Genomic DNA, 25,954 nt, shown 5'->3' with positions numbered 1-25,954 from the left:
TCCGCGGCCTCCTCACAGACCTCGGAGAGAGCACCGAACCCGCCCCTGACGATCACTGCTGACCAATCCAAGATGCCAAAAAACGTCCAGATAAATGTTGACGTGGTGCCGTACGAACGGGGCGAGGCGGGCCACGTCCTCGTCGCGGACGTCGAAGCCGTCCGCGCACAGTTGGTTCACCACGGCGTCCATGTACCGCGTGTTGCACAGCGTGTCCGGGGCAAACAGGTGAACGGGTGTCGTTTGTGCGGGTAGAGCGCTTGCGGTCGCGTCCGTGAGAGATCGGTGCCGGAGGGCGTGCCAGCGTCTGAGGCGGCGTCCGGGGGCCGGCGTTCCGGGCGACTTCGCGTACCTGCTCCTTCGGCAGGCAGGGCGGATAGGCTCGACAACGTGCACGAGATCACCAAAGCCCTGGTTCCGGGCACTGAGCAGTCGTCCATGCACCACCTGGACCTGCGGTATGCCGCGCGGCTCGCCACTTATGGGACCGTGGCCACGCGCCTGTCCCTGCTGAGCAACCGTCGGCTCGGCGAGGCCGTGGCCGCCGCCGACCCGCTCGGGTCCGGCATCGGCGGCAGGTCGGCGGAGCTGGACATCGACGGCACGCGGGTGTTCATCAAGCGGGTCCCCCTGACGGACACCGAGTTGCGGCCAGAGAACGCGCGGTCGACGGCGAACCTCTTCGGACTGCCGATGTTCTACCAGTACGGGGTGGGCTCAGCGGGGTTCGGGGCCTGGCGAGAGCTGGCCGTGCACGTCATGACCACCAACTGGGTCCTCGGGAACGAGTACGAGGGCTTTCCGCTGATGTACCACTGGCGCATCCTGCCCGACTCCCCTCCCGAAGGGGTCGCCGACGAGTTCGGGGGCATCGACGGGGCGGTCGTGCACTGGGAGGGATCACCGGCCGTGCGTGAGCGGCTGGAGGCTGTCGGCCGGTCTTCGTCCAGCCTGGTTCTCTTCCTGGAACACTTCCCGCAGACGCTCGCTGACTGGCTGCACGACTACCGGACCGCAGCGCCGGAGGGCGGGGAGAGCTCGCCGTACCCGTGGGTGGAGCAAGCTCTGGCGCGCGGCACCGCCTTCATGAGCTCGCACGGACTCGTCCACTTCGATGCCCACTTCGCCAATGTCCTGACCGACGGCCAGCTGCTCTGCTTCGCGGACTTCGGACTCGCCCTGAGCTCAGGCTTCGAACTGTCAGTGACCGAGGCGGAGTTCCTCTCCGGCCACCTCGCGTACGACCGCTGCCACACCGCGAGTCATCTGCTCCGCCACCACCTGCCCGATGATCTGCGCGGCAGTACGGAACACGAGGCGTTCCTGCGTGAGTGGGACGCAGGCCACCGGCCCGATGGCGTCCCACGCGAGATCGCCGCGATCATCGACCGGCATTCCCGAGCTGCCGTGATCTTCGGCGAGTTCGCCCGGCGTCTGCTCACCGAGAGCAAGCGGACGCCATTTCCGACCGACGAGATCGAGCGGGCCTGGCGCACCACTGCGGTCGCGGCGCCCCACTGAGGCCAGATTTCCGCAGAAGATCGCGGTCAGGACATATCGGGACGGGTGGTGTGCCGGGGGCCGAGGCGACGCCGCAGTTCGAGGTTGTCGCTCTGGGCGGCTTCGAGGGCCTGCCGCAGGGCCTGGACCTCGTCGCGGTGCCGTCACTTGAGTTCGGCGAGCTGGGCGGTGAGGGTGCGTACGACGCTGCTGGGAGAGTCGTCAGGCGGACCGCGCCCGCGCATGGGTGCGGTCCGCCCCGGCGGCTACGAGGCCGGCTGTGGCGGGCGGCTTCGCTGCTTGGCCCTCAGCTGTTCGACGCGTCGGCGGAGTTCGGTGCAGCGGTAGAGGAAGTCGAGCGAGACGTCGGCGGTCTGGGCGAGGCCGCGGAAGCTGATGGACTGTCCGCGGCGGATCATCTCCCGCAGGCCCTGCTCGGCGCGGGCCTGGGCAGCGGCGCTCTTGCGGGCGGCGGCCTGGCGAAGGTTGTCGGGGTTGCCACGCATGCCGGTCAGCTCCCGTTCTGGCTGCGGGTGATCGCATCGGGACACCGGCGTTGAGGAGGCTGGTGGCCTTGGTATGCGCTCTCAGGCGCGCGAAGGGCTTAGCGCCGGTTTTCGTTCCGCTGTTCAAGTGGCCGCAATTTCATCGGATGCAACACTGCGGCTAGATCGCACACCTGCGGCAGCTTGGCTGTTCTGTGCTGGTCAGTGGCTTGCATGAGCCCGCCGAGGGGGACTTGCCGAGCCACTTGAAGTGGGTCGGGTGTACGGCATCACGCCTTCTGAGCTGGGCACTTGTCAAGCGATTACATCTAATGAAGATTCCTTCGTCTGATGTAGGTGGCGGAGGGTAGTCATTCGTGGGTGGGAACAGGCTCGCGCCGGGGGCTGTCGGGCTGCATCTGGTCAGTGACCTGCCGCTGCTGCGGCCGGACGAGCAGGTGTTCACGGCGATGCTGGACGGCTGGCGCAACCAGCAGCTCGCGCGGAACCTGGCGTTCTCCACGATCGAGGGCCGGGAGAAGGTGGTACGCGCCTTCGCCCGGCACGCGGACTCGTTCCCCTGGGTCTGGTCGCCGCAGATGGTCGACGAGTGGCTGGGTGACCTGCGGTCGGTGCGGCACCTGCGCCGTTCCACACTCCGCAACTACCAGGGATCGGTCCGGTCCTTCTGCTCCTTCATCACCGATCCCGCCTACGGATGGGCGGTGACCTGCGAGGAGCGTTTCGGTGCCCACCCGGTTCAGGTGGTGCACGAGTGGAACACCGCGGTGCACGTGGAGGAAGCCGAGGCAGACCCCGGCAAACGGGCCTTCACCCGGCAGGAGTTGCAGGCGTTCTTCGACCACGCCGATGACCAGGTCGGCAGGGTCCGCGGCCGGGGCCGCAAGGGCTGGCTGCCCGCATTCCGCGACGCGATGCTGTTCAAGACCGCGTACGCCTTCGGCCTGCGCCGCAACGAGACGCGGATGCTGGACGCGGTCGACTTCGGACGTAACCCCGAAGGTCCTGAGTGCGGCGAGTACGGCGTCCTCTACGTGCGCCACGGCAAGGCGAAGAAGGGCTCGCCGCCCAAGCGCCGCAGCGTGCTGACCGTCTTTGACTGGTCGGCGGAGATCCTCCAGCAGTGGAACGAGGAGGTGCGTCCGCTGTTCCCCACTGCTGGCTCCGGAGCTCTGTGGCCCTCGGAGCGTTCGGCCCGGGTCGGCTTCTCCCAGATGAACACCCGCTTCACCACCTACCGGGACGCCCTCGGCCTGGACGACGGACTCGACTTCCTTCCGCAGGTCCTACGTCACCCACCTGATCGAGAAGGGCATGGACGCCCGGTTCGTCCAGGAACAGGTCGGACACGAACACGCATCCACGACCGCGATCTACACGTGCGTGTCCTCCGACTTCCGCACCCGCACCCTGCGCAGAGCGTTGGACGCGACGATGCAGGCCGCCCTGCGGCCGGCGAGGCGAACTGGTCGGACGGACTTATCTGCCGCACCTGTTACGACCGGGCCACACGGGACCGAGGCCGCTGCCCCAGCTGCGGGACCGAGCGACTGCTTCCCGGCCGGGACACAGCGGGAACCGCGATCTGCCGGGACTGCGCAGGCATCAGCCGCGACTTCTTCTGCGACCGCTGCGGCTTCGAGGGCCTGCTCCTGGGCGGACGGCTCTGCGAACGCTGCGCACTCTCCGACCAGCTCACCACCCTCCTGGACGACGGCACCGGCCGCATCCACCCGCAGTTGATCCCGCTGCACCAACTCTTGGTGAGACTGAACCGCCCGAAGAGCCGGCTGATCTGGCTCCGCAACCCGCAAGTCCCGGCCCTGCTGCGAGACCTCGCCACCGGAACAGTGCCGCTCACACACGACGCCATCCAGGCCCTGCCGAACTGGCGGACCGCCGCCTACCTCCGTGACCTGCTCATGGACAGCGGTGTCCTGCCGCACCTCGACCGCCGACTCCTGCTGTTCGAGCGGTGGCTCGCCCAGCGGATCGCCACCACCGAGAACACCGAACACGCCCGCATGCTTCAGCACTTCGCCACCTGGCACCAGCTCCGCAAGCTCCGCGCCAAGGCGGCAAAGAGCCCGCTGGGCACCAGCACGACGCAGGAATCCCGTCAGCAGATCACCCAGGCCGGCGCCTTCCTGGTCTGGCTCGCCGCCCGGCACGTCACGCTGGACGGCTGCACCCAGACCGATCTCGATGCCTGGCATGCGGAGAAGTACGCCACCCAGCGCCCCGCACAGGCATTCCTGCGCTGGTGCATGGAGACCCGCCGGATGCCGCGGCTGACCATCCCGAACCGCCCGACCACCAACCCCCACCCGATGGGCCAACACCAGCGCATCGCCGCCCTGCAACGGGTCCTCGCCGACGACAGCACCTCGCCGAGAGTCCGGCTCGCCGCGTGTCTGGCTCGCCGCCTGTCTGGTCCTGCTGTTCGCCCAGCCCGTGAGCCGGATCGTCCGGATGGTCACCGAAGACGTTGTCCACGACGGCCAGCAAGTCGCACTCCGGCTCGGCGACCCGCCCACCCCAGTCCCCGAGCCGGTGGCCGCCCTCCTGCTCGACTACCTCCAGGCCCTGCCCGCCAACACCCCTGCCATCAACCAGGACTCGCCCTGGCTCTTCCCCGGCCGCCGCCCGAGCCAGCCGATGAACCCCGGCACTCTGCGCGACGCGCTGCGGAAACTCGGCGTCCCGGCCGAAAAGGGCCGCACCTCCGCCATCCGCCAGCTCGTCCTCCAGGCCCCAACGCCCGTCACTGACCAGGCACTGGGCTACCACGACAAGAGCACCACCCGCATCGCTTCCGAGGCCGGAGTCCCCTGGAAGAACTACGCACCCGGCGACCACACACGCTGAACAGCCCCTTGAACTACGCGCCGGGCGAAAGATCACACCGCTCGGCTGTCTTCACGCCACAGTGGTGACCATGCTGAACCGAGTAGCCGTCCTGTCCGACATTCACGGAGTCCTGCCGGCCCTGGAGGCAGTACTCGCCGAACCAGACGTCAGCGCCGCCGATCACCTCGTGCTCACCGGCGACATCACCGCCGGCCCGCAACCGGCCCAGGTTCTCGACCTGCTGACCAGCCTCGGCGACCGCGTCATCTGGATCAGCGGCAACGCCGACCGCGAACTCCTCGAATACCGCCGGGGGCAACGCGAAACGATCCCCGACCCGATCGCCCCCTGGGCAGCCGAACAGCTCCGCGAGGACCATCTCGACCTTCTCGGCTCGCTGCCACGATCACTCTCCCTGTCCGTGAATGGCCTGGGAAAGGTGCTGTTCTGCCATGCCACCCCTCGCGACGACGAGGAGGTCGTCCTGGTCGACTCCCGACTCGACCGCTGGAAGGAAGTCTTCGACGGACTCGATCCCGACATCCGCACCGTGGTCTGCGGCCACACCCACATGCCGTTCGTCCGCCTCGCCCACGGCCGACTCGTGATCAACCCCGGCAGCATCGGCATGCCCTACGGACGAACCGGAGCACACTGGGCCCTCCTGGGCCCGGGCGTCGAACTGCGCACCACGCACTTCGACCTCCAAGCCGCAGCCAACCAGCTCAACCAGGACTCGTCCTACCCTGACATCACCGAATGGGCCGACTACTTCCTGCACGCTCGCGCGACCGACGCCGACGCCCTCGCCGCCTTCGCCCCACGGGACGGACGCGACCACAGCCCGTGACACTCGCTCCCCATCCACGACAGCGGGCAGCCGAACACCGACTACACGATCAACGACGCCTACCAATCTCGCCCACTGCGTCCTCCTCGGCCAGTGCGACGGCCTCCGCGTGGCCGAAGAGGCCGGGCAGTCCGCCGGTGTGCACGAACACGGTCTTCTCGCCCTGTCGCACGTCGCCGTCCCGGACGGCGGCGGCCAGTCCGGCCAGGGCCCGGCCGGTGTACGTGGGGTCGAGGACGATGCCCTCGGTGCGGGCGGCGAGCCGGAGCGCCTCGGCCACCGGGCCGGTCAGTGCGGCGTACCCGCTGCCCACCTGGTCCCGGCGCACCCGCAGCCGGTCCGCCGTGATCCGCTCCGTGGTGAGCGGACCGGCGAACTCCCTCACCGCTGCGCCCGGGTCGGCCAGCGCGCCCACGTCCACGCCGAGCACCGACTCCGTACCGAGGGCGGCGACCAGTCCCGCCATGGTGCCGCCCGAGCCGAGCGCGACGACCGCCGTCCGCAGCTCCGGCACCTGCGCGCGCAGTTCCTCGCCGCACCGCACGTAGCCGCGTGCGCCCAGCGCACTGGACCCGCCGAAGGGGATGAGGGCGGGGCGGGCGCCGTTCTCCCGCAGCCGCGCGCACACCTCGGCCGCCGCGGCGTCCAGTCCGGCCTGGTCCACATCGCCCGCCCAGGCGAGCCGCGCTCCCAACAGGCCGTCCAGCGCGAGGTTCCCGGAGCGCGATGCACCCGGTGAGCCGCGCAGCACGAGGACGGCGGCCAGGCCCAGCCGGGCTGCGGCGGCGGCCGTCAGCCGGGCGTGGTTGCTCTGCGGGGCACCCGTGGTGACGAGGGTGTCCGCGCCCTCGGCGAGTGCCGCACCCACGGTCCACTCCAGCTTGCGGATCTTGTTCCCGCCGCCGCCCAGACCGGTGAGGTCGTCGCGCTTGACCCACAGGTCCCCGGGGCCGAGCCCGAGCGCGGCGGCGAGCCGGGGCGCCGGTTCCACGGGAGTGGGGAAGGTGCCGAGCTGTACGGGCGGGTGGCTCATGTCGTACGTCCTCGTCTGCGGGCGGATCGCGGATCGCGGGTCGTGGGTGGCAGGTCGTGGCTGGCGGGTCGTGGTCGCTGATGGCAGGTGGACGGCGGATGGATGGCGGGCCGGACGCGAGCGGACGCCAGGCGCCGGACCGTCGCCCCGTGCCAGTCGATCATGCCGGGACGCCTCAGGTCACACCGCCAGTACCCGGGCCACACCGCCAGTACCCGGGCTACACCGCCAGTACCCGGGCTACGCCCGTAGCGCCCGGGTCGCGCCGGCAGTAGCCGGGCCACGGCTGTAGCGCCGGGTCGCGCCTGCAGCACCCGTGTCGTCGGCCAATACACGTCGGCAGCCTCTGTGCGATCCCCGCGTGTCACGCCGGCGGTACCCGTGCCGGCGGCAGCACCCCTGCCAGCGGCCGTTGCGCGTCGGCAGTCTCCGCGTCGTCCCCTTGTGTCACACCGGCAGCAACCGTGCGACCAGCGCGCCCAGCTGCCGGGCGTTGCGGCACTCGTGCATCGCGATCAGCTCGGCGTAGGCGGGGGCCGCAGAGTCGCCGGTGCCCCACTGGGCACGCGGCTCGGGGTTCAGCCAGTGGACGCGGCGGGCACGGCGGGCGATGTCGCGGACGGCGGGCAGGTTCGGGTCGCTCATGTTGGTGCGCGCGTCGCCGAGCACGAACACGGTCGTGCGCGGTCCCACCGCGTCGTCGTACCGCTCGGCGAACTCGCCCAGGGCCACGCCGTAGTCGCTGGCTCCGTGCCAGCCGGTGAGCGTGGCCTCCGCGCGGATCCGGGCGCCGAGCCCCTCCGGATCGGCCTGGCCGTGGCCGAGCAGGCCGGTGACCTCGTCGAGACGGTTGACGAAGGCGAACACGCGGACCTTGCTGAACTGGTCGTGCAGCGCCTGCACCAGCAGCATCGTGAAGTCCGAGAACCCGGACACCGAGCCCGAGACATCGCAGAGCAGCACCAGTTCCGGCCGGGCGGGGCGGCGCCTGCGCAGCACCGGCCGCATCGGCACCCCGCCCGTGGACAGCGAGGAGCGTACGGTCCGGCGCAGATCGATGGTGCCGCGCGCGGCACGGCGACGGCGCGCGGCGAGCCGGGTCGCCAGCTTGCGCGCGAGCGGCTGGACGGTCCTGCGCAGCTCGGCGAGCCGGTCGCGGCCGGCGTACAGGAAGTCCACCCGGTCGGCGGTCGGGGCGACGGCCCGCCGGGCGATCTCGTCCCGTCCGCGCCGCTCGGCCACCCGGCGGCGCGCCTCCGCGGCGACCAGCTGCCGGAACGCCTCGATACGGCGCCGGATCTCGTCGTCCAGCAGCCGGTCGGCGAACCCCGCGCCGGCGTCCCGGCCGCCGAGGTCGGCCCGCACCCGGACCAGCAGGGTCTGCGGCCGGAGCCGGTCGAGGGTCTGGTACGCCGACCAGCCGTCCGCCCCCGGTGAACTCCCGTACCCGCCCAGGCCGTCCACGGCCTCGGCCGCCAATCGCGCCATCAGGGACCGGTCGTCGTCGGCCAGCGCTTCCGCGAGGCGGTCGCGCAGCTCCTCGCGGTCCGCGGGGCCGCCGTCGGAACCGCCGATTCCGCGCGGGAAGTACAGGTCGAAGACGGAGTCGAACACCGGTCGCTGTGCGGGGCCGTGCAGCAGGGTCGCGGCGAGCCCCTCCCGCAGCAGCTGCCGGTCGGTGAGCCCCAGGGCCTCGACCGCGAGGGCGGCGTCGACGCTCTCCCCGGTGCCGATCCGCACGCCGTGCGCCCGCAGCGCGCCGACCAGACCGGTGATCCGCCCGTCGACACCGCTCACAGGGCGTCCAGGTCGAGTTTGGCGGCAGCCTTCTGCACATCGTCCTGGTGCTTGAGGATCACGCCCAGGGTGTCCCGCACGAGGGTCTCGTCCAGCGTGCCGGCGCCGAGGGCCAGCAGGGTGCGCGCCCAGTCGATGGTCTCGGCGACCGACGGCACCTTGCGCAGGTCCATCGCGCGCAGTGCCCCGACGACCCGCACCACCGACTCGGCCAGCGTCTCGTCGAGGCCCGGCACCTTCAGCCGTACGATCCGCCGTTCCAGCTCCTCCTCGGGGAATCCGATGTACAGGAACAGACAGCGGCGGCGCAGCGCCTCGGACAGCTCACGGCCGGCGTTGGAGGTGAGGACCACGAAGGGGCGGCGGGTCGCGGTGATCGTGCCCAGCTCGGGGACCGTGACCTGGAAGTCGCTGAGCACTTCCAGCAGCAGCCCCTCCATCTCCACATCGGCCTTGTCGGTCTCGTCGATCAGCAGCACGGTCGGCTCGTCGCCGCGGATCGCGGTCAGCAGGGGGCGGGGGAGCAGGAACTCCTCGCTGAAGATGTCGGTGCGGGTCTCGTCCCAGCTCTCGTCGCGGCCCGCGCTGATGCGCAGCAGCTGCTTGGCGTGGTTCCACTCGTACAGCGCCCGGGACTCGTCGACGCCCTCGTAGCACTGCAGCCGCACCAGCCGGGCGTCCGTGACCTGCGCGACGGCCTTGGCCAGCTCGGTCTTGCCGACCCCGGCGGGCCCCTCCACCAGCAGCGGCTTGCCCAGCCGGGCGGCGAGGAAGACGGTCGTGGCCACGGCGGGCGAGGCGAGGTACCCGGTCTCGGCGAGACGGGCGGAGACGTCGTCGACGGATGTGAACAACGGGGCCTCCGGTGGTTCGGGGATGGGCAGCCGGCACCTATCTAAGCGCTTGTTCACCCACTCTGTCACGGCTTCCGTGGTGCCCCGAGGGGAGGACCGATGGGGTAGACCGACCGGTTTCCCTCCATCCCGGACGGCGGTAACCTCGTCGTATGCCCACCACCGACAAGGCGTCACCCCGGGACCGGCTGCTCGACGCGGCCGGTCGGCTCTTCTACCGTGACGGCGTCTCCATCGGCGTCGAGGCGCTGTGCAGGTCGGCGGGTGTCTCGAAGCGGTCGATGTACCAGCTCTTCGCCAGCAAGGACGAACTGCTGGCGGCGAGCCTGGCCCGGCGCAACCCGCGGTACGAGGCTCTGCCGGCGCCCGCCGTCCCGGATTCCGTGACACCCCGCGAGCGGATCCTGTACGTCTTCGAGCAGGCGGAGAAGGCATCCGCCGAGCCCGGCTACTTCGGCTGCCCCTACCTCGCCGTGCTGGTCGAGCTGAAGGACCCCGAGCACCCGGCGAGCCGGGTCGCCCACGCGGTGAAGGAGGGCATGAAGGAGCTGTTCCGAACGCAGGCGGAACGGGGCGGCGCCCGTGACCCCGAGCTGCTCGCCCGGCAGCTCATGCTGATCTTCGACGGCGCCGCCGCTCGCGCCGGCGCCCGCGTGGAACGCCTGGACGACGGACTCGCCACGACGACGGTGACCGCGCTGCTGGACGCGGCCGGAGTGGGGTAGCCCGCAACCGCACGCACCTGCCGGCGCGCACCGCGGTGCATCTGCCGACGCGCACAGCCGTGCATGTGCCGGCGCGTACCGCCGTGGATCGGTTGGCGCACACTGAGCGACTCCGTCGGGAATCTTGAGGTTCGGGGTCATTTGCCCTGCCTCCATCACAGGGGCCGGGGCAGTCCTCGTTTGTCGAGGTACTGCTGGAACGCCGTGGGCGGGCGCGGCCGGTAGGGGCCGTCGGCGGGTTCTTGAAGACTCAGCCGCTCGACGTTGATCGCGAGTGCGGTCAGGACGTGCTGGACGTGCGTCTTCGCTAGGCCGCGGTAGCGGCACCGGCGTCCGCGGTGGCCGTCCATGAACTCCTCGATGCCGCCCTCGGCCCCCGAGCGCAGCCCGTAGAGCCGGCGACAGTCGACCATTTCCATAAACTATGAATATAAAAATGCTATGCTTCGAGCATGAGTCGTCCAGACACCGCTCCTGGCGCGTCCGCCGCCATCGGGGCAGCCCTCTACGGCCTGGCCACCAGGGCCGCGAGACGCCTGCCCCGGGACATGAGCCTGACGTCCGCCGCCACCCTGGCCACCCTGGACCGGACCGGCCCGCGGCGCATCACCGATCTGGCCGCGGTCGAGGGTGTCACCCAGCCCGCGATGACCGCCCTGGTCCGGGTGATGGAGGAGTCCGGCCTGGTCGAGCGGCGGGGCGACGCGTCCGACAAGCGGGTCACGCTGGTGTGCCTGACCGAGGCCGGCGCCTCCTATGTCCGGACGCGGCGCCAGGCGGGCGTCCACGCGTTCGAGCGGTTGATCGGCGAGCTCGCCGGCGACGAGGTCGAGGCGCTGGTGGCGGCCCTTCCGGCGCTGAAGCATCTGGCAGAGCTCGAAAGCCAGGACCGCGAAGGGCCGAAGCGGTGACCGGGCAGCCGGTCGGCGGGGTCGCGGTGAAGGCGTTCCCGGTGGCGCGTTCCGAGGCGCGGCTGCTGGTCCCCGCCCTGATGTTCATCGCTCTGGTCGTGGCGGCGGTCGCCAGCCTCGGGACGCCGCTCATCACCAGCGTGGCGACCTCCTTCCACGTCTCGCTCGGCAGCGCGCAGTGGACGCTGACCGTCGCGCTGCTCAGCGGCGCCGTCGCCACGCCGGTCCTGGGCCGGCTCGGAGCCGGCCCGCACCGGCGGGCCACGATCCTCGCCACGCTGGCGGTCGTCGTCGCCGGCAGCGCGCTCACCGTGCTGCCGCTGCCGTTCGCGTGGCTGCTGGCCGGCAGGGCGGCCCAGGGCGTCGGGCTCGGGCTGACGGCGCTGATGATGGGCGTGGCCCGGGACCACCTCCCCGAGGAGCGCAGCGCGGCCGTGATCGCCCTGATCTCGGTGGTCTCGATCATCGGGGCCGGCGTCGGCTACCCGCTGGCCGCACTGCTCGCCGAGCTCGGCGGGGTACGGGCCGCCTACGGCCTCGGCCTGGTCGTCACGGCCGCCGCCCTCCTGACCGCGTGGCGCTCCATGCCCGAAGCCCCCGAAGGCCGCTCCGCCCACGTGGACGTGGCAGGCGCGGTCGTCCTGGCCGCTGCGCTGCTCCTGGTGCTGTTCCTCGCCGGCGAACGGAATCTGTGGAGCCGGCACCTCGCCGTGGCGGCGGGCCTCGCCGTCGTCGCGGTGGTGCTGCTCTGCGTCTGGGCCGTCATCGAACTGCGCAGCACGACGCCCCTGGTCGATGTGCGGGCGGTGCGGCACCCGGCGGTCGCCGGGGCGAACCTCGCCATGTTCGTCGGCGGGATCGGCATGTACCTCCTGCTCACGCTCATCACCCGGTACGCGCAGACGCCGCACGGCGCCGGCTACGGCTTCGGGCTGACGACCTTCGTCGCCGGGCTGGTCCTCATCCCGTTCTCGGTGCTGGGGTTCGTCGCCGGCAAGCTCACGCCGCGGGTCCGGACGCGGATCGCCGACCCCCTGCTCCTGGCCGGCAGCGCCGTCGTGGTCGGCGGCGGGTTCGCCCTGTTCGCGGCGGCCCGGTCGGACCTGGCCGAACTGTTCGCGGCGATGGGCGTGCTCGGCTTCGGCGTCGGCGGCTTCTCGGCCGCGATGCCCGGCGTCATCCTGGCCGTCACCCCTAAGAGTGAGACGTCGAGCGCCATGAGCTTCAACTACGTCGTCCGCAGCGTCGGGTACTCCCTGGGCAGCGCCATCGGCGGGCTGATCCTCGCCGCGGGCACCGGCCCCGGCCACCTCTTCCCCGACGACAGCGCCTACACCACCGCGGCGCTGGTCGGCATCGGCGCCATGGCGATCACGACGCTGACAAGCCTCGCTCTCGCCCGCCGACGCTCGTCCGAGACCAACCCGTAAGTCAGATGCACTCATCCCAACACTGGAGGTTCCATGCCCAAGGGCTACTGGGTCAGCGTCTACCGCACCATTTCGGACCCTGAGAAGCTGGCTGCTTACAACAAGCTGGCCGGTCCGGCCGTCAAGGCCGGGGGCGGTCGGACCTTCGTCCGTGGCGGTCGGGTCGTGGCGCATGACGCCGGAATCGCCGAGCGCACCGTCCTGATCGAGTTCGACAGCTTCGAGCAGGCCGTCGCGGCACACGAGAGTGCGGCCTACCAGGAGGCGCTGGTCGCCCTCTCCGACGGCGTCGAGCGCGACTTCCGCATCGTCGAAGGCATCGACTGACCGAGGTCCAGTCGGATCTTCACTGAAGCTCACTGCCATGCGCCTACCGGCGCGCTCTGCCGTGCAGCTGACGGCGCGCACCGCCATGCACCTGACGGCGCGCACCGCCATGCACCTGATGGCCGCCGCCCTCACTCGCCAGGTGGGCCGCACCCGGACGCGTCTGGAGGCCCCGCCCCCCGGTGCCTCGTGACGCGCACCCCCGGACGGTCCACCACAACGCGCCGAGCGCCTCGGCCGCCCGGTGCAATGGACTCGTGACCGCGCCCCCGGACGACTGCCTCGCGCGCAACGAGTGGATCTGCGGCGCCTATCTGAGGACCCGTCGCGAGGTCCTGCTCGACGCGGTCGTCCAGCACCTCCAGCTGACGGCGCTGTCGGTCGTCATCGGCCTGGTGATCGCCCTGCCGCTCGCGGTGCTGGCCCGCCGCTGGGCCCTGGCGTCCGGCCCGGTCCTCGCCGTCACGACGATCCTCTACACCATCCCTTCCCTGGCGATGTTCTCCCTGCTCCTGCCCCTCTACGGGCTCTCGGCCACCCTGGTCGTCGCGGGCCTGGTGCTGTACTCGCTCACCGTGCTCGTCCGGAACCTCCTCGCCGGCCTGCGGGCGGTCCCGCTGGAGACCCGGCAGGCCGCGCGCGGCCTCGGGTACGGCCCGATCCGGCTGCTGCTCACCGTCGAACTGCCCCTCGCCCTGCCCGCCGCCATGGCCGGGCTGCGCATCGCGACGGTCTCGGCGGTCTCCCTGGTCACGGTCGGCGCCATCGTGGGATTCGGCGGCCTCGGGAACCTCATCTACGCCGGCATGAACACCTACTTCAAGGCGCAGGTGCTCACCGCGTCCGTGCTCTGCGTGCTGATCGCCGTGGCCGCGGACCTGCTCCTGCTGGGTGTGCAGTGGCTGATCACCCCCTGGCTGAGGGCGGTCCGCGCATGAACACGCTCGGTGCCGCCTGGGACTGGCTCACCGACCCCGCGCACTGGTCGGGCGACGACGGCGTCCGGCACCGGCTGCTCCAGCACCTGGTCCTCACCGTCGTCTGTCTGCTCATCAGCTGTCTGATCGCGCTGCCGGTCGCGCTGGTCCTCGGCCATCTGGGAAAGGGCGGCGCGCTCGCCGTCAACATCTCCAACGCCGGCCGGGCCGTCCCCACCTTCGCCGTCCTGGTCCTGCTGCTCCTCACCCCGGTCGGGAAGTGGGGCGAAGGCCCGACGGTGGTCGCCCTGGTGCTGTTCGCCGTGCCCCCGCTGCTCACCAACGCCTACGTCGGCATGCGCGAGGTCGACCGCAGCGTCGTACAGGCGGCGCGAGGCATGGGCATGACCGGGCGGCAGATGCTGTTTCACGTGGAACTGCCCCTTTCGCTCCCGATGGTGCTCAACGGGGTGCGGATCGCCGCGGTCCAGCTCGTCGCCACCGCCACCATCGCGGCGCTCGCGGGCGGCGGCGGCCTCGGCCGGATCATCACGGCGGGCTTCAACCTGGCCAGCACACCCCAGGTGGTCGCCGGTGCCGTCCTCGTCGCCGTGTTCGCACTGATCGTCGAGGGTGTCTTCGAGATCGCCGAGCGTCTGGCACCGGCGTGGGCCAGGGGCGGCCGGTGAGGGGCCGTACCGCGGTGACGCTGGCCGCGCTCTGCACCCTGGCCGCCTGCACCACCGGCCCCTCCCTGGAGAACCGCGGGGAAGTCACCGCACCGCCGGGCGACAGCCACCATCTGACCATCGGCTCGGCCGGCTTCACCGAGAGCGACCTGCTCGCCCAGATGTACGCACAGCTGCTGAACCAGGCCGGCTACAAGACGTCCCTGATCACGGTCGCCAACCGGGAGCTGTACGAACCGGCCCTGGAGTCCGGACAGATCGACATCGTGCCCGAGTATGCGGCCACCTTCGCCGACTGGCTGAACGCCAAGACCCGTGGCGCGGATGCGGAACCGGTCGGCTCACCCGACCTCGACGCCACGATGAAGGCCCTGAGGGGACTGGCCGCGCCCCGCGGACTCAGCGTCCTGCCGCCCGGCCGCGCGGTGGACCAGAACGCCTTCGCGGTGACCGCCGCCTATGCCCGGCAGCACCATCTGAAGACCCTCAGCGACCTCGGTGCCTCGAAGCTGAAGGTACGCCTCGCCGCCGGCGACGAGTGCGTGCAACGCCCGTACTGCGAACCCGGTTTGAAGAAGGTGTACGGCATCGACATCACCGGGGTCGACCCGAAGGGCGTCGGTACCACGCAGGCCAAGCGGGCCGTGCAGGAAGGCCGGGACCAGATGGTGCTGACCACCAGCACGGACGCCACGCTCGACCAGTTCGGCCTGGTTCTGCTCGATGACGACAAGCACCTGCAGAACGCCGACTATGTCGTCCCGGTCGTCAACCGCTCCCGCGCGGGCAGCGCGGGCGTGGCGAAGGTGCTCGGCAAGCTCAACGACGTCCTGACCACCGCGGACCTCGCCGACATGAACCGGCAGGTCGACAGCTGGCGCCGGCTGCCCGCCGACGTCGCCCGGACGTACCTGAAGGACAAGGGCCTGTTGAAGTGACGGACCTGCCGAAGCACCGGTCCGTGGTCGTGCGGTTGATGCGCCGGTCCGTGGCCGTGCGGTCGATGCGCCGGTCCGTGGCCGTGCGGTCGATGTACCGGTCCGTGGTCGTGCGGCCGAAGCACCGGGCACCGGTTCCTGGCCGTGCGGCCGATGCGACGGCCCGCGGGCCCTGCGGCCGATCTGTCGGCGCCCCATCGCCCTGCGGCCCGCCGGTGGACACCCCATCGCCCTGCGGTCGGCCGGTCCACGGCACGGCCGTCGGCCCGCGCCCTCAGGCGTCCGACACCGAGTCGAACGGCACCTCGCCCCGCGGGACACCCCGCGCGTCCGCGTCCACCGAGCGGCGCAGCGCCTCGTGCAGCTTCGCCGGGGTCAGCACGCCCAGGAAGCGCGCGCCGTCCAGCACCGCCACCCACCCGGCGTCGTACTGGAGCATGACCCCGAAGGCCTGCTTCAGCGGAGCGCCCACCGGCACCCAGGCGGTCATCCGGTGCGCGAGATCCCCGACCGTGCCGCCCGCGGCCAGCTCGTGGAGGCCGACCCAGCCGTGCAGATCACCCTCCGTGTCCAGGACGGCCGCCCACCGGGCACCCTCGGCCCGCAACCGCTGCTCGGCGCGCTCGGCGGGCTCGTCCAGGCGGGCCACCGGCGGCTGTTCGAGGTCGTCCGGCTCGATCTCGGTCACCGACAGCCGCTTCAGCCCGCGGTCGGCACCCACGAACCCGGCGACGTACGGCGTGGCGGGCGCGCCCAGCACCGTCCCCGGCGTGTCGAACTGCTCGATCCGGCCCTGCCCGTACACCGCGATCCGGTCGCCGAGCCGCACCGCCTCCTCGATGTCGTGCGTGACCAGCAGGACCGTCTTGCGGACCGCGGCCTGCATCCGCAGGAACTCGTCCTGCAACTGCTCGCGCACCACCGGGTCGACCGCGCCGAACGGCTCGTCCATCAGCAGCACCGGCGGATCGGCCGCCAGCGCCCGTGCCACGCCCACCCGCTGCCGCTGCCCGCCCGAGAGCTGCTCCGGATAGCGCGGCCCGTACGTCGTGGGATCGAGGCCCACCAGGTCGAGCAGTTCGGCGGCCCGGGCCCGCGCCTTCGCCCGCTTCCAGCCGAGCAGCGCAGGCACGGTCGCCGTGTTGTCCAGGACGGTGCGGTGCGGGAAGAGCCCCACCTGCTGGATGACGTAGCCGATCCGGCGGCGCAGCCGCACCGGGTCGACCCGGGCGATGTCCTCGTCGTTCACGAAGATCCGGCCGGAGGTCGGCTCGATGAGCCGGTTCACCATCATCATGGTCGTCGTCTTGCCGCAGCCCGAGGGGCCCACGAGCGTCACGAGCTCACCCTCGGACACCTCGAAGGAGAGACCGTCCACAGCCGTCGTACCGTCCGGATACCGCTTGGTGACCTGCTCGAACCGGATCATGCCCTCACGCTATCCGCGCCCGCTACGGCCCGCGCGGCTCCCAACGGCCGAAGGGATGACGGCGTGACCGGCTGCTCCGCCGGGCCCCGGGCGGCAGGGGCCCGCCCCGGCGCGGAGTTCGGTCACCGGCCTACGGTGGGGCGGCAGGGGCCCGCCCCGGCGCGGAGTTCGGTCACCGGCCTACGGTGACCGGGGCCGGAGTGCGGGGTGCTCTCAGCCCACCAGCAGGACCTCCAGCGTCCGCGGTCCGTGCACGCCCTCCACCCGGTCCAGTTCGATGTCACTGGTCGCCGAGGGCCCGGAGATCCAGGTCAGCGGCCGGCTGGCGGTCAGGCGTCCGAGGGCCTGCGGAACCGAGGAGACCACCTGTTCGGGCACCCGCACCACACAGATGTGGTGGTCGGGCACGAGGCTGATCCGGCGCCGGCCCTGGTCGGGCCCGCCGTCCAGCACGATCGTGCCGGTCTCTGCGATGGCCACCGCGCAGGCCGTGACCACGCTGTCGACCCGGTCCAGTTCCTGCGGAGTGCTCTCGGCCCGGTCGGCGACCCGCGTGACCTCCGCCTGCGCCAGCCAGCCCGCCTCCAGCCCCGGCGGCACCAGCACCGTGCCGGCCTTGCGGACCGCGAGCAACCGGGCCACCACGGAGGGGAGTTCGGCCTCGGTGCAGCGGTGGACGACGGCCCGGTAGTCGGCGAGGTTCTCGGCGAGCAGGTCCACCGTCTGCTCGACGGTACGCTCACCGTGCTCCCTCAGGTAGTCCCGCCGGACGGCCTGTTCGTAGGGCGTGTCGTCCGCCGGTACGTCGGCGAGCGCGCGCCGTACCCTGCCCAGGATCCGTTCCCTGCTGCTCACTTGGCGCCGTCCTTTCCGCCGTGGGTCCGCTGCCACCAGTCCCGGAACGGCTCCGGCGGCAGGACCGGCAGATCCCGGGTCCCGCTCCAGGCCCTGCCGGGACCGGGCAGGGTACGCGGGTGCAGCCGACGGGTGCGCGAGGCGAGCCGCTGGCCGGTGCACAGGGCGCCCGGACGGGAGAACGCCCAGCGCGCCGCCCGCATGGCGGCCCGCTCGGCCGCATGTCCCTTGGCCGGCTTCAGCACCACCTTGTTGCCCTGCCGGACCGCGGGCCCGCCCTGCACGACCCGTTCGCGCAGATGCACCAGCACCTCGGGAATGTCGATGGCGACCGGGCAGACCTCGTAGCAGGCGCCGCACAGCGACGAGGCATAGGGGAGCGAGGCGTCGATCTCGCTCGCGGTGCCCCGCAGCTGGGGGCTGAGGATGGCGCCGATCGGGCCGGGGTACACCGAGCCGTACGCATGCCCGCCCGCCCGCTCGTAGACGGGGCAGACGTTCAGACAGGCCGAGCAGCGGATGCAGCGCAGGGCCTGGCGGCCGACCCGGTCGGCGAGGGTGTCGGTGCGGCCGTTGTCCAGCAGGACCAGGTGGAAGGCCGTGGGACCGTCCTCGTCCGTGGTGCCGGTCCACATGCTCGTGTACGGGTTCATGCGCTCGGCCGTGGAGGAGCGGGGGAGCGTCTGGAGGAAGACCTCCAGGTCCTGCCAGGTGGGCACGGTCTTCTCGATGCCGACGACGGAGATGAGGGTCTCGGGCAGGGTGAGGCACATCCGGCCGTTGCCCTCGGACTCGACGACGACGAGGGTGCCGGTCTCGGCGACCATGAAGTTGGCGCCGGAGATGCCGACCTTGGCGCGCAGGAACTTCTCCCGCAGGTGGAGGCGGGCGGCCTCGGCCAGTTCGGCGGGGGTGTCGGTCAGGCCCTCGGGAGCCGGCCGCCCCCAGGCGCCCATCTCCTCGCGGAAGATGTCACGGATCTCGCCACGGTTGCGGTGGATGGCGGGGACGAGGATGTGCGAGGGCCGGTCCCGGCCCAGCTGGACGATCAGCTCGGCGAGATCGGTCTCGTACGCTCTGATGCCCTCCGCCTCCAGGGCCTCGTTGAGCCCGATCTCCTGGGTGGCCATCGACTTGACCTTGACGACCTCCGACTCGCCGGTGGCCTTGACCAGGTCGGTGACGATCCGGTTGGCCTCCTCGGCGTCCGCCGCCCAGTGGACCGTGCCGCCCGCCGCGGTGACCGACTCCTCCAACCGCACCAGATGGCGCTCCAGATGGCGCAGCGTGTGGTCCTTGATCAGCCGGCCCGCCTCCCGCAGCCGGTCCCAGTCCGGCAACTCGGCGACCGCCCTTGCCCGCTTGGCGCGGATCGTGTGCGTGGCGTGCCGCAGATTGCCGCGCAGGGTCGGGTTGTGGACGGGTTCGCGCGCCGCCTCGGGGAAGGCGGGATGGACGGGCGGGGGAAAGCCGGGCATCCCCACGAACGTGCCGCTCATACAGGCGTCTCCTCCTCGGTGCTCGCCAGGATCTCCGCGAGGTGCACCGGCCGCATGTCCACCGCGAGCCGGGTCATGGTCCCGCCGATGTGCATCAGGCAGGAGTTGTCGGCAGCGCACAGCACCTCTGCCCCGGTCGACTCGGCGTTACGCACCTTGTCCGCGCCCATCGCTGCCGACACGTCGGGGTTCTTCAGCGCGAAGGTGCCGCCGAACCCGCAACACTCCTCGGCCCCCGGCAACTCCACCAGCTCCAGCCCCTTCACCGCCTGCAGCAGCCGCCGCGGCCGGTCGCCGAGGCCGAGGGCGCGCAGGCCGTGGCAGGTCGGGTGGTAGGTGACCGTGTGCGGGTAGCAGGCACCCACGTCCGTCACGCCCAGCACGTCGACCAGGAACTCCGTCAGTTCATAGGTCTTCGGGACCACCGGCGCCAGCGTCCGGGCGAGGGTGTCCCCACGGCCCTCGGCCCGGGCCCGCTCGCCCATCCGCGGATACAGCTCCCGCACCATCGCCCCGCAGGACCCGGACGGGGTCACGATCGCCTCGTACTCCCCGAAGACATCGGAGAAATGCCGGGCGAGCGGCTCCGCCTCATGTCGATAGCCGGTGTTGTAGTGCGCCTGCCCGCAGCATGTCTGGGCCATCGGGAAGTCGACCTCGACACCCAGCCTGGTCAGCAGTTTCACCACCGCCCGGCCCGTGTCCGGATAGAGCGTGTCGTTGACACAGGTCAGGAACAGGGCGACACGCATCGCGGCTCCTCGCGGTCGGTCATCGGACGAGTGCAGGGTAATGGGCGGACACCGCCGAAGGGAGAGGGCGACTCACCGCATGGCGAGCCGTGCGGCCGCCTCCCGCCGGCGAGCGGTGTCCGGGCGCGGGTCCTGTCCGCGATCGACCGGCTCGGCTACGTCCGCAGCGAGTCCGCACGCCGGCTGCGCGCGGGCCGCAGCCGGATCATGGGGCTGCTGGTGCTGGACATGGGCAACCCTTCTTCGTGGACGTGGCGCGCGGCGCCGAGCGGGCGGCCCGGCAGGCGGGGCTCGGTGTGAGGGTCTGCAACAGCGCACAGAACGCGGCGGAGGAGGCCGAGTACCTGCCGCTCTTCGCCGAGCAGCGGGTGCGCGCGGTGCTGTTCACCCCGGCCGACGCCACCGGCCGCACCATCGGGTTCGCCGCCGCCGCGGCCGTTCCGCTCACGTCCGTTCGGCAGCCCGCCGTCACCATGGGCGCCCTCGCCGCGGAGCTGCTGCTGGAGGAGACCGAGACCGAGGGCGGATCCGGGCCCCATGAGCACCGGCGCGTGGTGCTCCAGCCGGAGCTGGTGGTGCGCCGCTCCAGCCTGTCCGCCCGCTGACCGCGAGTTCAGTAACAATCCATGATCCCGGGGGTCGGTCCACGGGCGTCCATGTGCTGAACTGGGACGCGTCCGTCCCTTCCGTCCCGGGAGCCCCGTTGAGCCTCAGCTACCGTCAGCCCGGCGTCGTCCTGACCGACCGTCACTTCACCGTGCCCCTCGACCACGCCGACCCGGGCGGCGAGACGATCGAGCTGTACGCCCGGGAGGCCGTCGCGTGTGACAAGGCGGGGCAGGACCTGCCCTGGCTGGTGTATCTGCAGGGCGGCCCCGGCTTCGGGGCGAACCGTTTCGTCGGACGTCAGGCCTGGCTCGACCGGGCCCTGCAGGACTACCGCGTCCTCCTCCTCGACCAGCGCGGCACCGGCCGCTCCACGCCCGCCACCCGGCAGACGCTGCCGCTGCGCGGCACCCCCGCCGAGCAGGCCCGCTATCTGACCCGCTTCCGCGCCGACGCGATCGTCCGCGACTGCGAGGCCATCCGCCCCGGGATGACCGGCGGCGCCCCCTGGACGGTCCTCGGCCAGAGCTTCGGCGGCTTCTGCACGGTGTCGTACCTCTCCCTCGCCCCCGAGGGACTGAGCACCGCCGTCATCACCGGCGGCCTGCCCTCCCTGGACGCCCACGCCGACGACGTCTACCGGGCCGCCTACCCGCGCATCGAACGCAAGGTCACCGCGCACTACGCCCGGTACCCGCAGGACGTCGAGCGGGCCCGCCGCATCGCGGACCACCTGCTGACCCGCGACGTCGTCCTGCCGAACGGCTACCGCTTCACCGTGGAGGCCTTCCAGTCCTTCGGCCTCATGCTCGGTACCAGTGACGGCAGCCACCGCCTCCACCACCTCCTGGAGGACGCCTTCGTCCGCACCTCCGGCGGCCTCGACCTGTCCGACGCCTTCCAGGAAGAGGCCCAGGCCCTCCTCTCGTACGCCGGCCACCCCCTCTACGCCCTGGTCCACGAGACGATCTACGGTCAGGACCACCGCCCCACCGCCTGGGCCGCCGAGCGCGTGCGCGCCGAGTTCCCGCAGTTCGACGCCGCCAAGGCCGTCGCCGGTGACGCCCCGGTGCTGTTCACGGGCGAGACGATCCACCCCTGGATGTTCGACACCGACCCCGCCCTGCGCCCGCTGCGCGAGACGGCCGAGCTGCTCGCCGCCCGCACCGACTGGCAGCCCCTGTACGCCCCCGCACGCCTCGCCGCCAACGAGGTCCCGGTGGCCGCGGCCATCTACCACGACGACATGTACGTGGACAGCGCCCACTCCCTGCGCACCGCCCGCACCATCCGCGGTCTGCGCACCTGGGTGACCGACGAGTTCGAGCACGACGGCCTGCGCGCCGGCGCGCCCCGCGTCCTGGACCGGCTGCTCGCCCTGGCCCACGACGAGCTCTGAGGACCGGGGCCGCGGGGGTCCGCGTCCCGCTGTCCTGCCGTCCTGCCATTCTGACGCCCTGCCGTCCCGTCGTCCCGTCGTCCGGCCGTGCTTACGGGCGCCCCCGACCCTCGCCCGGCTCAGCGCCTGCGTGCTCCTGCCGGGCGGGCCGGTGCGTGCGCGGCCGGGGATCCGTTCGCGCGGCCGGGGACCTGCCGTGCCTGGGGATCCGTCGCGCGCCCGGGGATCCGCCGTGCGCCCGGGATCCGGCGCGCGCCCGGGCGGATCACGGACGTCGCGCCGACCGGCTCCGGGCTCGCGGTCGCCGCGGGACGGCGGATCCACCGCATCACCCGGGCGGCGCAGGGTACGACACAACGGCTCCTTCCCCGGGTGGAGTTGCCGACCGGGCCGGGCGGCATAGTCTGCGCCCATGACCGAGCCGAAGATCACCCCGCTGCGGCCCCTGCCCGACGACTGGCAGCGTGCCCTCGCCGTGGTCGCCCACCCCGACGACCTGGAGTACGGCTGCTCGGCGGCCGTGGCCGCCTGGACCGACGCCGGCCGGGAGGTCGTCTATGTCCTGGCCACCCGCGGCGAGGCCGGCATCGACACCCTCGATCCGGCCGTCTGCGGGCCGCTGCGCGAGCGCGAGCAGCGGGCGAGCGCGGCCGCCGTCGGCGTCACCACCGTGGAGTTCCTGGACCACCGGGACGGAGTGGTCGAGTACGGTCCCGCACTGCGCCGGGACATCGCCGCCGCGATCCGCCGCCACCGCCCCGAACTCGTCCTCACCCTGAACCACCGGGACACCTGGGGCGGCGTCGCCTGGAACACGCCCGACCATCGGGCCGTCGGCCGCGCCACCCTGGACGCGGCCGCGGACGCGGGCAACCGCTGGATCTTCCCGTACCTGGCCGAGCAGGGACTGGAGCCCTGGAACGGCGTCCGCTGGGTCGCCGTGGCCGGGTCGAGCAGCCCCACCCACGCGGTCGACGCCACCCCCGGACTGGAGCGCGCGGTGCGCTCCCTGCTCGAACACCGCACCTACATAAAGGCGTTGACCGACCAGGACCCGGAGGCGTACGTCCGCGACTTCCTGACCGGGCACACCCGCGCCGCCGGAGAACGCTTCGGCGGACAGCCGGCCGTGGCCTTCGAAGTGTTCAGCCGATGACCGTCCGCTCGACCGTCCGCTCGACCGGCGCGCCTCGACCGGCCACTGCGAGCCGGACCGACGGGACCGAACGGGGACGACATGAACGGCACGGACCCGCTCGCCGACCGCTTCGAGCGGCACCGCGGACAACCGCGCGCCGTGGCCCACCGGATGCTCGGCTCGCTCACCGAGGCGGAGGACGCCGTCCGGGAGATGTGGCTGCGCCTCGCCCGTACCGACCCGGACGGGATCGAGGAGTGGCGTTCACGGTCGCCGACGGACGGATCACCGGCAGGTACGTCCTCGCCGCCCCCGAACGGCTGGTCGGGCCGGAACTGCCCCCGCCGCAGGCCTGACGGCCGGCCGGGCCGCCTCGGCAAGGCAGGGGCGCCCCGGCCGCCCGGCGGCGGTGCCGGGCGGCGATCCCGTCCCAGCCACCCGCGGACCGAACGGTTTCGCAGGTCAGTAGGCTTGACGCCATGCCGGACCAGACCATCGACCAAGCCAGCCTGCGCGGCGACTGCGCCCAGTGCTTCGCGCTGTGCTGCGTCGCCCTGCCCTTCGCGGCCTCCGCGGACTTCGCCCTCGGCAAGCCGGCGGGCAAGCCCTGCCCGAACCTGCAGGGCGACCACCGCTGCGGCATCCACGCCGACCTGCGCGAGAAGGGTTTCAACGGCTGCACGGTCTACGACTGCTTCGGCGCGGGACAGAAGGTCTCGCAGGTCACCTTCGGCGGCCAGGACTGGCGAACGGGGCCCAAGGAGCGCGCCCGCCGGATGTTCGACGTGTTCCCCGTCGTACGCCAGCTGCACGAACTGCTCTGGTACCTGACGGAGGCGCTGGGCCTGGAGGCCGCCGCGCCCGTCCACGCCGATCTGCGCCGGGCCCTGGAGCGGACCGAACGGCTCACCCGGCAGACCCCCGAGGAACTGGTCGCGCTCGACGTGGCCGCCCACCGTCAGGAGGTCAATGTGCTCCTGCTGCGCTCCAGCGAGCTGGCCCGGGCGGGTATCGCCGGCCCTGGGGGCAAGAAGGGCAAGGCGAAGGACCGCCGGGGTGCCGACCTCATCGGGGCCCGACTGCGGGGCGCCGACCTGCGCGGTGCCAGCCTGCGCGGCGCCTACCTCATCGCCGCCGACCTCACCGGCGCCGACCTGCGCGCAGCGGACATGATCGGCGCCGACCTGCGCGACGCCGATCTGAGCGACGCGGACCTCACCGGCGCGTTCTTCCTCACCCAGCCGCAGCTCAACGCGGCCCGGGGCAATGCCGGCACCCGGCTGCCCCGGTCAGTCACCCGCCCCGTGCACTGGGCAACGGGCGGCTGATCCCGGGCCGTCGTCCGGAACCGTGACCGGCCGGGCGGCGGTGCGCGTGGATGCGGTGCGCCGCTCCAGGTGCAGCCGCAGCCCCTCCGGGATCACGGTCAGGCGTTCGCTGACCCGCAGCCGGTAGTCCGGGTCGGGCCGCAGCTCGTAGCGGCGCAGCAGCAGGCCGAGGACGAGCGTCGCCTCGTGCAGGGCGAACTGCCGGCCGATGCAGGCCCGCGCGCCGGTCCCGAACGGCTTGAAGGTGTGCGGAGGACGGGCCCGTACGGCCTTGGCGTCGAACCGGTCCGGGTCGAACCGCTCGGCGTCCTCGCCCCACACCTCCGGGTCGCGGTGCAGCATCGGCGTCAGCACCAGTGCCCATGCGCCGCGCCGCATCGGGTGCTCCCCGGCCAGCACCGTGTCCTGCCGGGCCTCGCGGGCGAAGGCGGGCGCGGTCGGCCACAGCCGCAGCGACTCGTCGAGGACCCGGCGGACATAGCGCAGCTTGGCGACCTGGTCGTAGCCGGGCTCGGCGCTGTCGCCCCAGACGCGGTCCACCTCGGCGCGGGCGCGGGCGGCGACGTCCGGGTGCCGGGCGAGGTAGTGCAGGGCGAAGGAGAGCGCGCCCGAGGTGGTCTCGTGGCCCGCCACCAGGAACGTGATCACCTGCTTGCGGACGTTCTCCGCGGACAGCCGTTCCCCGGTCCGGGGGTGGGCCGTCTCCAGCATGCGGTCCAGCAGGTCCCCGTCCCCGCCGCCGGACCGGCTCCGGGCCGCCACCAGATCGTCGACCGTGCGGTTCAGACGGTCGATGTCGGCCGCGTTGCGCCGGGCGGCGCCGCGCAGCAGCAGCGGGGCCAGGGGCACGGGCACGCTGTTCAGTCGCTGCGCATAGGTGAGGGTGCCCACCATCGCCGTCACGAAGGGGTGCGGCCGCTCCCGCTCGAAGGATCCGAAGTCGTGCCCGAAGCCCGTGCGGGCGATGGTCTCCAGGGTCAGCTTGGTCATGTCGCCGGGCACGTCCACCGCCCGTCCGGCGGCCTGCTCGCGGTCCCAGTGCCCGGTCAGCCGTGCGGCGGCGGCGAGCATCATGCCGTGGTAGCCCTCCATGGCCTCGCGGCTGAAGCCGGGCGCCAGCACGTCGTGCGCCAGCTGCCAGTTGGGCTCGTGGTTGTACGCCGTGAACAGGCCGTCCCCGGCGACCGGACGCAGATTGGCGATCCCGAGGCCCACGTGCTTGGCGAACCGGGACTCGTCGGCGATGTCGGTGGCGAGCCGCGTGCCCCACAGGAAGACGAACTCGTTCCCGAACGCCCGGCGCCGGAAGATGGGGCCCAGCCGGCGGGCGAAGCGCAGGGAGTCCTGCAGGGGCCGGCGCCGGTCGACCCCGAGCACGTCGCCGAGCAGGGGCAGCCGGTGCGGCGGGTGCGGGATGCGGTGGAGTTCGGGCCAGCCTTGCTCGGCACCCCGGAAACCCCTGGGCAGTGCGGTCTCCGTCGTCTCCGCCATGAGGAGATCTCCCTTGGTCCAGCGGACGGTTGAACCTGTGGCCATGCGCACGGTGCACGTGTTGTACGTGTTGTACGTGAGTTCAATAACGTGTTTCAGTGTGGTCCGCTTGTTGAACCGGCGTCAAGTA

General features: G+C 72.0%; 26 protein-coding genes and 2 pseudogenes. 16 read left to right on the top strand and 12 right to left on the bottom strand.

Annotation, left to right across the window (positions count from 1 at the left end):
* Nucleotides 1-93 precede the first annotated feature (93 nt).
* Nucleotides 94-210 (bottom strand): annotated as a pseudogene (locus tag ACZ7P3_RS16200) (Tn3 family transposase); the annotation flags it as partial.
* A gap of 228 nt (nt 211-438) precedes the next feature.
* Between ACZ7P3_RS16200 and ACZ7P3_RS16195 the strand changes: the two are divergent.
* Complete coding sequence (locus tag ACZ7P3_RS16195; RefSeq protein ID WP_472082007.1) at nt 439-1,521, top strand: protein kinase family protein; 1,083 nt, start codon at nt 439-441, stop codon at nt 1,519-1,521.
* Nucleotides 1,522-1,766: 245 nt separating this feature from the next.
* On the opposite strand, the gene ACZ7P3_RS16190 is transcribed toward ACZ7P3_RS16195, so the two are convergent.
* Both ACZ7P3_RS16190 and ACZ7P3_RS16185 read right to left on the bottom strand, forming a co-directional pair.
* Nucleotides 1,767-2,006: a DUF6262 family protein gene (locus tag ACZ7P3_RS16190; RefSeq protein WP_472081949.1), complete on the bottom strand. Its 240-nt coding sequence runs from the start codon at nt 2,004-2,006 to the stop codon at nt 1,767-1,769.
* Nucleotides 2,007-2,356: 350 nt separating this feature from the next.
* A complete protein-coding gene (locus ACZ7P3_RS16185) occupies nt 2,357-3,049 on the bottom strand; it encodes a hypothetical protein (protein WP_472081947.1) in 693 nt (230 codons plus the stop codon).
* A gap of 271 nt (nt 3,050-3,320) precedes the next feature.
* On the opposite strand from ACZ7P3_RS16185, the gene ACZ7P3_RS16180 reads away from it, so the two are divergent.
* The 3 genes from ACZ7P3_RS16180 (at nt 3,321) to ACZ7P3_RS16170 (ending at nt 5,706) form a co-directional block, all read left to right on the top strand.
* Nucleotides 3,321-3,749 (top strand): hypothetical protein, encoded by a 429-nt coding sequence (locus ACZ7P3_RS16180; RefSeq protein ID WP_472081945.1) that lies wholly within the window; start codon nt 3,321-3,323, stop codon nt 3,747-3,749.
* Nucleotides 3,750-4,460: 711 nt separating this feature from the next.
* Nucleotides 4,461-4,874 carry a hypothetical protein gene (locus tag ACZ7P3_RS16175; RefSeq protein ID WP_472081943.1) on the top strand — a complete coding sequence of 138 codons (414 nt, stop codon included), beginning with the start codon at nt 4,461-4,463 and terminating at the stop codon, nt 4,872-4,874.
* A 70-nt stretch (nt 4,875-4,944) separates the two neighbouring features.
* The gene (locus tag ACZ7P3_RS16170; protein ID WP_472081941.1) at nt 4,945-5,706 is read left to right on the top strand and encodes a metallophosphoesterase family protein; all 762 of its coding nucleotides are present in this window, start codon (nt 4,945-4,947) and stop codon (nt 5,704-5,706) included.
* 49 nt (nt 5,707-5,755) lie between these two features.
* Here ACZ7P3_RS16170 and ACZ7P3_RS16165 read toward each other — a convergent pair whose 3' ends face one another.
* The 3 genes from ACZ7P3_RS16165 to ACZ7P3_RS16155 all read right to left on the bottom strand — a co-directional run bounded on the left by ACZ7P3_RS16165 (nt 5,756) and on the right by ACZ7P3_RS16155 (nt 9,390).
* Nucleotides 5,756-6,739, bottom strand: a complete 984-nt coding sequence (locus ACZ7P3_RS16165) for a pyridoxal-phosphate dependent enzyme (RefSeq protein ID WP_472081939.1) — start codon at nt 6,737-6,739, stop codon at nt 5,756-5,758.
* Between the two features lie 447 nt (nt 6,740-7,186).
* The gene (locus ACZ7P3_RS16160; RefSeq protein WP_472081937.1) at nt 7,187-8,536 is read right to left on the bottom strand and encodes a vWA domain-containing protein; all 1,350 of its coding nucleotides are present in this window, start codon (nt 8,534-8,536) and stop codon (nt 7,187-7,189) included.
* Nucleotides 8,533-9,390 (bottom strand): AAA family ATPase, encoded by an 858-nt coding sequence (locus tag ACZ7P3_RS16155; RefSeq protein WP_472082005.1) that lies wholly within the window; start codon nt 9,388-9,390, stop codon nt 8,533-8,535. The genes ACZ7P3_RS16160 and ACZ7P3_RS16155 overlap by 4 nt, the downstream gene beginning before the upstream one ends.
* 152 nt (nt 9,391-9,542) lie before the next feature.
* Here ACZ7P3_RS16155 and ACZ7P3_RS16150 point away from each other — a divergent pair, with 152 nt between their 5' ends.
* Complete coding sequence (locus ACZ7P3_RS16150) at nt 9,543-10,115, top strand: TetR/AcrR family transcriptional regulator (protein ID WP_472081935.1); 573 nt, start codon at nt 9,543-9,545, stop codon at nt 10,113-10,115.
* 155 nt (nt 10,116-10,270) lie between these two features.
* Here ACZ7P3_RS16150 and ACZ7P3_RS16145 read toward each other — a convergent pair whose 3' ends face one another.
* Nucleotides 10,271-10,528: a transposase gene (locus ACZ7P3_RS16145; protein WP_472081933.1), complete on the bottom strand. Its 258-nt coding sequence runs from the start codon at nt 10,526-10,528 to the stop codon at nt 10,271-10,273.
* Nucleotides 10,529-10,663: 135 nt separating this feature from the next.
* On the opposite strand from ACZ7P3_RS16145, the gene ACZ7P3_RS16140 reads away from it, so the two are divergent.
* The 7 genes from ACZ7P3_RS16140 to ACZ7P3_RS16110 all read left to right on the top strand — a co-directional run bounded on the left by ACZ7P3_RS16140 (nt 10,664) and on the right by ACZ7P3_RS16110 (nt 15,327).
* Nucleotides 10,664-11,026, top strand: coding sequence for a MarR family winged helix-turn-helix transcriptional regulator (locus ACZ7P3_RS16140; protein ID WP_472082003.1), 363 nt, complete (start codon nt 10,664-10,666; stop codon nt 11,024-11,026).
* Nucleotides 11,023-12,456: an MFS transporter gene (locus ACZ7P3_RS16135; RefSeq protein ID WP_283469238.1), complete on the top strand. Its 1,434-nt coding sequence runs from the start codon at nt 11,023-11,025 to the stop codon at nt 12,454-12,456. Before ACZ7P3_RS16140 ends, ACZ7P3_RS16135 begins: the two co-directional genes overlap by 4 nt.
* Nucleotides 12,457-12,489: 33 nt before the next feature.
* Entirely contained in the window at nt 12,490-12,783 is a 294-nt protein-coding gene (locus ACZ7P3_RS16130) for a DUF1330 domain-containing protein (protein WP_179788775.1), read from the top strand.
* A 37-nt stretch (nt 12,784-12,820) separates the two neighbouring features.
* The gene (locus ACZ7P3_RS16125; protein WP_472081930.1) at nt 12,821-12,976 is read left to right on the top strand and encodes a hypothetical protein; all 156 of its coding nucleotides are present in this window, start codon (nt 12,821-12,823) and stop codon (nt 12,974-12,976) included.
* A 64-nt stretch (nt 12,977-13,040) separates the two neighbouring features.
* Entirely contained in the window at nt 13,041-13,721 is a 681-nt protein-coding gene (locus ACZ7P3_RS16120; RefSeq protein WP_472081928.1) for an ABC transporter permease, read from the top strand.
* Nucleotides 13,718-14,389 (top strand): ABC transporter permease, encoded by a 672-nt coding sequence (locus tag ACZ7P3_RS16115; protein WP_472081926.1) that lies wholly within the window; start codon nt 13,718-13,720, stop codon nt 14,387-14,389. The genes ACZ7P3_RS16120 and ACZ7P3_RS16115 overlap by 4 nt, the downstream gene beginning before the upstream one ends.
* Nucleotides 14,386-15,327, top strand: coding sequence for an ABC transporter substrate-binding protein (locus ACZ7P3_RS16110; RefSeq protein ID WP_472081925.1), 942 nt, complete (start codon nt 14,386-14,388; stop codon nt 15,325-15,327). Before ACZ7P3_RS16115 ends, ACZ7P3_RS16110 begins: the two co-directional genes overlap by 4 nt.
* Nucleotides 15,328-15,601: 274 nt before the next feature.
* On the opposite strand, the gene ACZ7P3_RS16105 is transcribed toward ACZ7P3_RS16110, so the two are convergent.
* From ACZ7P3_RS16105 to ACZ7P3_RS16090, 4 genes are all read right to left on the bottom strand, one after another.
* Nucleotides 15,602-16,756, bottom strand: coding sequence for an ABC transporter ATP-binding protein (locus tag ACZ7P3_RS16105; RefSeq protein ID WP_472081923.1), 1,155 nt, complete (start codon nt 16,754-16,756; stop codon nt 15,602-15,604).
* A 213-nt stretch (nt 16,757-16,969) separates the two neighbouring features.
* Nucleotides 16,970-17,611: a LutC/YkgG family protein gene (locus tag ACZ7P3_RS16100; protein ID WP_472081921.1), complete on the bottom strand. Its 642-nt coding sequence runs from the start codon at nt 17,609-17,611 to the stop codon at nt 16,970-16,972.
* Complete coding sequence (locus ACZ7P3_RS16095; RefSeq protein ID WP_472081919.1) at nt 17,608-19,110, bottom strand: lactate utilization protein B; 1,503 nt, start codon at nt 19,108-19,110, stop codon at nt 17,608-17,610. Before ACZ7P3_RS16095 ends, ACZ7P3_RS16100 begins: the two co-directional genes overlap by 4 nt.
* Nucleotides 19,107-19,862: a (Fe-S)-binding protein gene (locus ACZ7P3_RS16090; protein WP_472081918.1), complete on the bottom strand. Its 756-nt coding sequence runs from the start codon at nt 19,860-19,862 to the stop codon at nt 19,107-19,109. The genes ACZ7P3_RS16095 and ACZ7P3_RS16090 overlap by 4 nt, the downstream gene beginning before the upstream one ends.
* 108 nt (nt 19,863-19,970) lie before the next feature.
* Here ACZ7P3_RS16090 and ACZ7P3_RS16085 point away from each other — a divergent pair.
* The 4 genes and pseudogenes from ACZ7P3_RS16085 to ACZ7P3_RS16070 all read left to right on the top strand — a co-directional run.
* Nucleotides 19,971-20,467, top strand: a pseudogene (locus ACZ7P3_RS16085) (substrate-binding domain-containing protein); the annotation flags it as partial.
* A gap of 98 nt (nt 20,468-20,565) precedes the next feature.
* Nucleotides 20,566-21,867, top strand: coding sequence for an alpha/beta fold hydrolase (locus ACZ7P3_RS16080; protein ID WP_472081916.1), 1,302 nt, complete (start codon nt 20,566-20,568; stop codon nt 21,865-21,867).
* Between the two features lie 412 nt (nt 21,868-22,279).
* Complete coding sequence (locus ACZ7P3_RS16075; RefSeq protein ID WP_472081914.1) at nt 22,280-23,023, top strand: PIG-L deacetylase family protein; 744 nt, start codon at nt 22,280-22,282, stop codon at nt 23,021-23,023.
* A gap of 461 nt (nt 23,024-23,484) precedes the next feature.
* Nucleotides 23,485-24,333 (top strand): pentapeptide repeat-containing protein, encoded by an 849-nt coding sequence (locus ACZ7P3_RS16070; protein WP_472081912.1) that lies wholly within the window; start codon nt 23,485-23,487, stop codon nt 24,331-24,333.
* Here ACZ7P3_RS16070 and ACZ7P3_RS16065 read toward each other — a convergent pair.
* A complete protein-coding gene (locus ACZ7P3_RS16065) occupies nt 24,295-25,824 on the bottom strand; it encodes a cytochrome P450 (protein WP_472081910.1) in 1,530 nt (509 codons plus the stop codon). The genes ACZ7P3_RS16070 and ACZ7P3_RS16065 overlap by 39 nt on opposite strands.
* Between the last annotated feature and the right edge of the window lie 130 nt (nt 25,825-25,954).

The organism is Streptomyces sp. NPDC107581, from assembly GCF_055657175.1.
Note: the sequence above shows the minus strand (reverse complement) of the source record. Positions and strands in the feature narration are given on the sequence as shown.

Excerpts from the sequence above, each read along its gene's own strand:
- ACZ7P3_RS16065 (WP_472081910.1), bottom strand. The coding sequence starts at position 25,824 with ATGGCGGAGACGACGGAGACCGCACTGCCCAGGGGTTTCCGGGGTGCC.
- ACZ7P3_RS16090 (WP_472081918.1), bottom strand. The coding sequence starts at position 19,862 with ATGCGTGTCGCCCTGTTCCTGACCTGTGTCAACGACACGCTCTATCCG.
- ACZ7P3_RS16180 (WP_472081945.1), top strand. The coding sequence starts at position 3,321 with ATGGACGCCCGGTTCGTCCAGGAACAGGTCGGACACGAACACGCATCC.
- ACZ7P3_RS16125 (WP_472081930.1), top strand. The coding sequence starts at position 12,821 with ATGCGCCTACCGGCGCGCTCTGCCGTGCAGCTGACGGCGCGCACCGCC.
- ACZ7P3_RS16190 (WP_472081949.1), bottom strand. The coding sequence starts at position 2,006 with ATGCGTGGCAACCCCGACAACCTTCGCCAGGCCGCCGCCCGCAAGAGC.
- ACZ7P3_RS16150 (WP_472081935.1), top strand. The coding sequence starts at position 9,543 with ATGCCCACCACCGACAAGGCGTCACCCCGGGACCGGCTGCTCGACGCG.
- ACZ7P3_RS16070 (WP_472081912.1), top strand. The coding sequence starts at position 23,485 with ATGCCGGACCAGACCATCGACCAAGCCAGCCTGCGCGGCGACTGCGCC.
- ACZ7P3_RS16075 (WP_472081914.1), top strand. The coding sequence starts at position 22,280 with ATGACCGAGCCGAAGATCACCCCGCTGCGGCCCCTGCCCGACGACTGG.
- ACZ7P3_RS16165 (WP_472081939.1), bottom strand. The coding sequence starts at position 6,739 with ATGAGCCACCCGCCCGTACAGCTCGGCACCTTCCCCACTCCCGTGGAA.
- ACZ7P3_RS16115 (WP_472081926.1), top strand. The coding sequence starts at position 13,718 with ATGAACACGCTCGGTGCCGCCTGGGACTGGCTCACCGACCCCGCGCAC.
- ACZ7P3_RS16105 (WP_472081923.1), bottom strand. The coding sequence starts at position 16,756 with ATGATCCGGTTCGAGCAGGTCACCAAGCGGTATCCGGACGGTACGACG.
- ACZ7P3_RS16145 (WP_472081933.1), bottom strand. The coding sequence starts at position 10,528 with ATGGTCGACTGTCGCCGGCTCTACGGGCTGCGCTCGGGGGCCGAGGGC.
- ACZ7P3_RS16130 (WP_179788775.1), top strand. The coding sequence starts at position 12,490 with ATGCCCAAGGGCTACTGGGTCAGCGTCTACCGCACCATTTCGGACCCT.
- ACZ7P3_RS16195 (WP_472082007.1), top strand. The coding sequence starts at position 439 with ATGCACCACCTGGACCTGCGGTATGCCGCGCGGCTCGCCACTTATGGG.
- ACZ7P3_RS16140 (WP_472082003.1), top strand. The coding sequence starts at position 10,664 with ATGAGCCTGACGTCCGCCGCCACCCTGGCCACCCTGGACCGGACCGGC.
- ACZ7P3_RS16170 (WP_472081941.1), top strand. The coding sequence starts at position 4,945 with ATGCTGAACCGAGTAGCCGTCCTGTCCGACATTCACGGAGTCCTGCCG.
- ACZ7P3_RS16095 (WP_472081919.1), bottom strand. The coding sequence starts at position 19,110 with ATGAGCGGCACGTTCGTGGGGATGCCCGGCTTTCCCCCGCCCGTCCAT.